Genomic DNA, 3,534 nt, shown 5'->3' on the forward strand with positions numbered 1-3,534 from the left:
ATCCCGCCAACCCGCGCGACGACGACGACTGCATTGCGTTCGTCGAGCCGGGCAACGTGGTCACGCGTCGAGTGGGCCAGGCTGCCGAGCCGCTCGACGCCCTGGGCGCCGTGCCGCCGCGCCTGCCGCAGATGCCGGCCTACCACCTCGTCCGCAAGGACCGCATGGGCGTGACCATGGTCAACATCGGCGTGGGTCCGGCCAACGCCAAGACCATCACCGACCACATCGCGGTGCTGCGCCCGCACGCCTGGATCATGCTGGGGCACTGCGCGGGCCTGCGCAACTCGCAGCAACTGGGCGACTACGTGCTGGCCCACGGCTATGTGCGCGAAGACCATGTGCTCGACGAAGACCTGCCGCTGTGGGTGCCGATCCCGCCGCTGGCCGAAATCCAGCTGGCGCTGGAAGGCGCGGTGGCGGAGGTGACCCAGCTGCACGGCTACGAGCTCAAGCGCATCATGCGCACGGGCACCGTGGCGTCCACCGACAACCGCAACTGGGAGTTGCTGCCTCAGCGCGAGCCCGAGCGGCGCTTCAGTCAGAGCCGCGCCGTGGCGCTGGACATGGAAAGCGCGACCATCGCGGCCAACGGTTTCCGCTTCCGGGTGCCTTACGGCACGCTGCTGTGCGTGAGCGACAAGCCTTTGCACGGCGAGCTCAAGCTGCCCGGCATGGCCAACCAGTTCTACCGAGAGCGAGTGGACCAGCACCTGCGCATCGGGTTGTGCGCCATCGAGCGCTTGCGCAGCAATGTGCAGGGCCAGTTGCACAGCCGCAAGCTGCGCAGCTTCGCCGAAGTGGCCTTCCAGTGACCTGCCGAGGCAGGTGGCTGAACAGGTGCGGGGAATGTTGAACGCCAATCAGTGATCGGCTGGCGTCTTACCCTTGTGGGGGATGGGTCAGGCGGACGCAATCAGGCGAATCGGACATGCCTGGGCCCGCCCGAGAGGTGCTTCAGGCTGCCGCCAGCACCGGTGTGGAGGCCGCAGTGCCCGCCTTCGGGGGCAAGGACTGCAGCGTGGCGATCTCGCGGCGGATCTGCTCACCCGCTTGCTCTTCGGCCACGCGCAGGTCGTAGGCCGTTTGCAGGTCCATCCAGTACTGGGCGGTGGTGCCGAAGAATCGGGCCAGACGCAAGGCGGAATCGGGGCTGATGCCTCGGCGCTCGCGCACGATGTCGTTCACGCGGGGGGCGGGCACGTGCAGGCGGATGGCCAGGCCACTCGCCGACAGGCCGTTGCGTTCCATGAACTGGGTGCGCAGGATGGCGCCGGGATGGACTGCTTGGCTCGAGCTCATAGGACGATGTGGGTTGTCGTGAACAATGTCCGAATCGTAGGACGTGTGCGGCCATGATATTGTCAACAAACAGACAGTTGTACGTGCCGCATCTAACCCATGTGGGGGGTGTCGCCCCTTGCTGCCTTATTTTTTGCCCGATGACACATGTCCCGTCGCGTTGACGCCACCCCGGCCGCCCTCCTGCCAGCCTTGCGCACCCACGTCTGGTTTGGCGCTTGTCCGACCGCCATGCAGGAGGCGCTGGTGGAGCGCGCTCGCCTGATTCACCTCGCCGCCGGGGAGCCCTTGCGCGACGACGCGCAGGACGGGCTGTGCTGCGTCATCGCCGGGGCCCTGTGCATGGGCTCGACCCACCCCGAGCACGGCACGCAGCGCTTGACCTGGTATGTCGAGCCTTATCACTGGTTCGGCGAGGTCAGCCTGATCGACCGCATCCCCCAGGGCATGGCGGCGGTGGCCGACACCGACAGCACCGTGATGAGCGTGCCCCGCTCGCTCATCGAGCCCTGGCTGGATGCCAACCCGGTCCATTGGCGCGACCTGGCTCGGCTGGCTTGCGGTCAGTTGAGGGTGGTCACGACCGCTTTGGAGGACAGCGCTTCGCTCACCCTGCAGCAACGTTTGTCGCGCAGGCTCTTGTTTGCGGCGGTGAACTACGGGCAAAGCGCCAAATCAGGCCTGCGCAGGCGCTTGCGGCTGCCCCAGGACTACCTGGCGCAGATGCTGGGGGTGTCGAGGCAGACGGTGAACAAGGCGCTGCGCGACCTCGAGCGCGAGCAGGTGCTGTCGCTGCACTACGCGGAAATCGAGTTGCTCTCGCTGGAGGGGCTGCTGGCCCGCGCGGGCCGGCTCGATGCGCAGTTGCGTTTCATGCTGGCGGGCACCGCCCCGATCCTGCTGGCTGCCCACAACGAAGCGCAGGCCGGCGGCGGAACTTGATCCGCGCCAGCCAGTGTTGCCGTTCAGGGCGGTTCAGGGCCCTCAGCTGCGGGCGCGCACCGTCACCTTCGCTGCGGCCTCGCGCGCCTTGGCGCGTGCGCTGTCGACGTCGGTGCTGGTGGCCACGGCCACGCCCATGCGGCGCTTGACGAAGCTCTCGGGCTTGCCGAACAGGCGCAGGTCGGTGCCAGGCACGGACAAGGCCTCGGCCACGCCTTCGAACTGCACGTCCTGCGTGTCGACGCCACCGTAGATCACGGCCGATGCACCCGCCTGGCGCAGCGTGGTGTCCACCGGCAGGCCCAGGATGGCGCGCGCGTGCAGCTCGAACTCGCTTTGCACCTGCGTGCTCAACGTGACCAGGCCCGTGTCGTGCGGGCGGGGGCTGACCTCGCTGAACCACACCATGTCGCCCTTGACGAAGAGCTCCACACCGAAGAGGCCCTGACCGCCCAGGTTGTCGGTGACGGCCTTGGCGATCTCGCGTGAGCGCTGCAGCGCCACTGGTGACATGGGTTGGGGCTGCCAGCTCTCGACGTAGTCGCCGCTGACCTGCTTGTGACCGATGGGTTCGCAGAACTGGGTGACCACCTCGCCCAGCTGGGCTCCCTGGACGGCTGCGCGCACGGTCAGCTGCGTGATCTCGTAGTCGAAGTCGATGAAGCCTTCGACGATGACGCGACCATGGCTGACGCGGCCACCTTCCATCGCAAAAGCCCAGGCCTTGGCGACGTCGGCGGGGCCGTCGATCTTGCTTTGGCCCTTGCCCGACGAGCTCATCACCGGCTTGACGATGCAGGGGTAGCCGATGCCTGCGTCGATGGCGGCTTGCAGCTCGGCCAGCGAGTCGCAGAAACGATAGGGGCTGGTGGGCAGGCCGAGTGTTTCGGCAGCGAGGCGGCGGATGCCTTCGCGGTCCATGGTCAGGCGTGCAGCGCGCGCCGTGGGGATGACGCGCACGACACCAGCGGCCTCGAGCTCTTCGAGCACGGGCGTGGCGATGGCCTCGATCTCGGGCACGACGAGGTGGGGCTTTTCGGCTTCGATGAGGGCGCGCAATTGGGCCGCATCGCTCATGGTGATCGTGCGGCTGTGGTGCGCCACCTGCTGCCCCGGGGCGTTGTCATAGCGGTCGACGGCGATGGTCTCGACGCCCAGGCGCTGCAGGGCGATCAACACCTCTTTGCCCAGCTCTCCCGAGCCCAGCAGCATGACGCGCAGGGCCGATGGCGACAGGGGGGTGCCGAGGGTGAGGGTCTGGACGGGGGTGCTCATGTTGGCCTGCTGGTG

Annotated in this window: 4 protein-coding genes; 2 read left to right on the forward strand and 2 right to left on the reverse strand. The window is 67.7% G+C overall.

Features of this window, described 5'->3' with window-relative positions; all coding sequences use genetic code 11:
- The coding region (locus tag B2W70_RS06025; RefSeq protein WP_286743820.1) for an AMP nucleosidase at positions 1 to 815 on the forward strand (815 nt) is incomplete at its 5' end.
- Between the two features lie 142 nt (positions 816 to 957).
- On the opposite strand, the gene B2W70_RS06030 is transcribed toward B2W70_RS06025, so the two are convergent.
- Positions 958 to 1,302 (reverse strand): HigA family addiction module antitoxin, encoded by a 345-nt coding sequence (locus B2W70_RS06030; protein ID WP_058088349.1) that lies wholly within the window; start codon positions 1,300 to 1,302, stop codon positions 958 to 960.
- A gap of 147 nt (positions 1,303 to 1,449) precedes the next feature.
- Here B2W70_RS06030 and B2W70_RS06035 point away from each other — a divergent pair, with 147 nt between their 5' ends.
- Positions 1,450 to 2,244, forward strand: coding sequence for a Crp/Fnr family transcriptional regulator (locus tag B2W70_RS06035; protein WP_286743823.1), 795 nt, complete (start codon positions 1,450 to 1,452; stop codon positions 2,242 to 2,244).
- 42 nt (positions 2,245 to 2,286) lie between these two features.
- Here B2W70_RS06035 and purT read toward each other — a convergent pair whose 3' ends face one another.
- Positions 2,287 to 3,519, reverse strand: coding sequence for a formate-dependent phosphoribosylglycinamide formyltransferase (gene purT, locus B2W70_RS06040; protein ID WP_286743825.1), 1,233 nt, complete (start codon positions 3,517 to 3,519; stop codon positions 2,287 to 2,289).
- Positions 3,520 to 3,534 lie beyond the last annotated feature (15 nt).

The sequence above is a fragment of the Aquabacterium sp. UBA2148 genome (genome assembly GCF_002328915.1).
In the GTDB taxonomy this organism is placed as follows: domain Bacteria; phylum Pseudomonadota; class Gammaproteobacteria; order Burkholderiales; family Burkholderiaceae_C; genus Aquabacterium; species Aquabacterium parvum.

Coding starts and splice junctions, on each gene's coding strand:
- B2W70_RS06030 (WP_058088349.1), bottom strand. CDS start 1,302: ATGAGCTCGAGCCAAGCAGTCCATCCCGGCGCCATCCTGCGCACCCAG.
- B2W70_RS06035 (WP_286743823.1), top strand. CDS start 1,450: ATGTCCCGTCGCGTTGACGCCACCCCGGCCGCCCTCCTGCCAGCCTTG.
- purT (WP_286743825.1), bottom strand. CDS start 3,519: ATGAGCACCCCCGTCCAGACCCTCACCCTCGGCACCCCCCTGTCGCCA.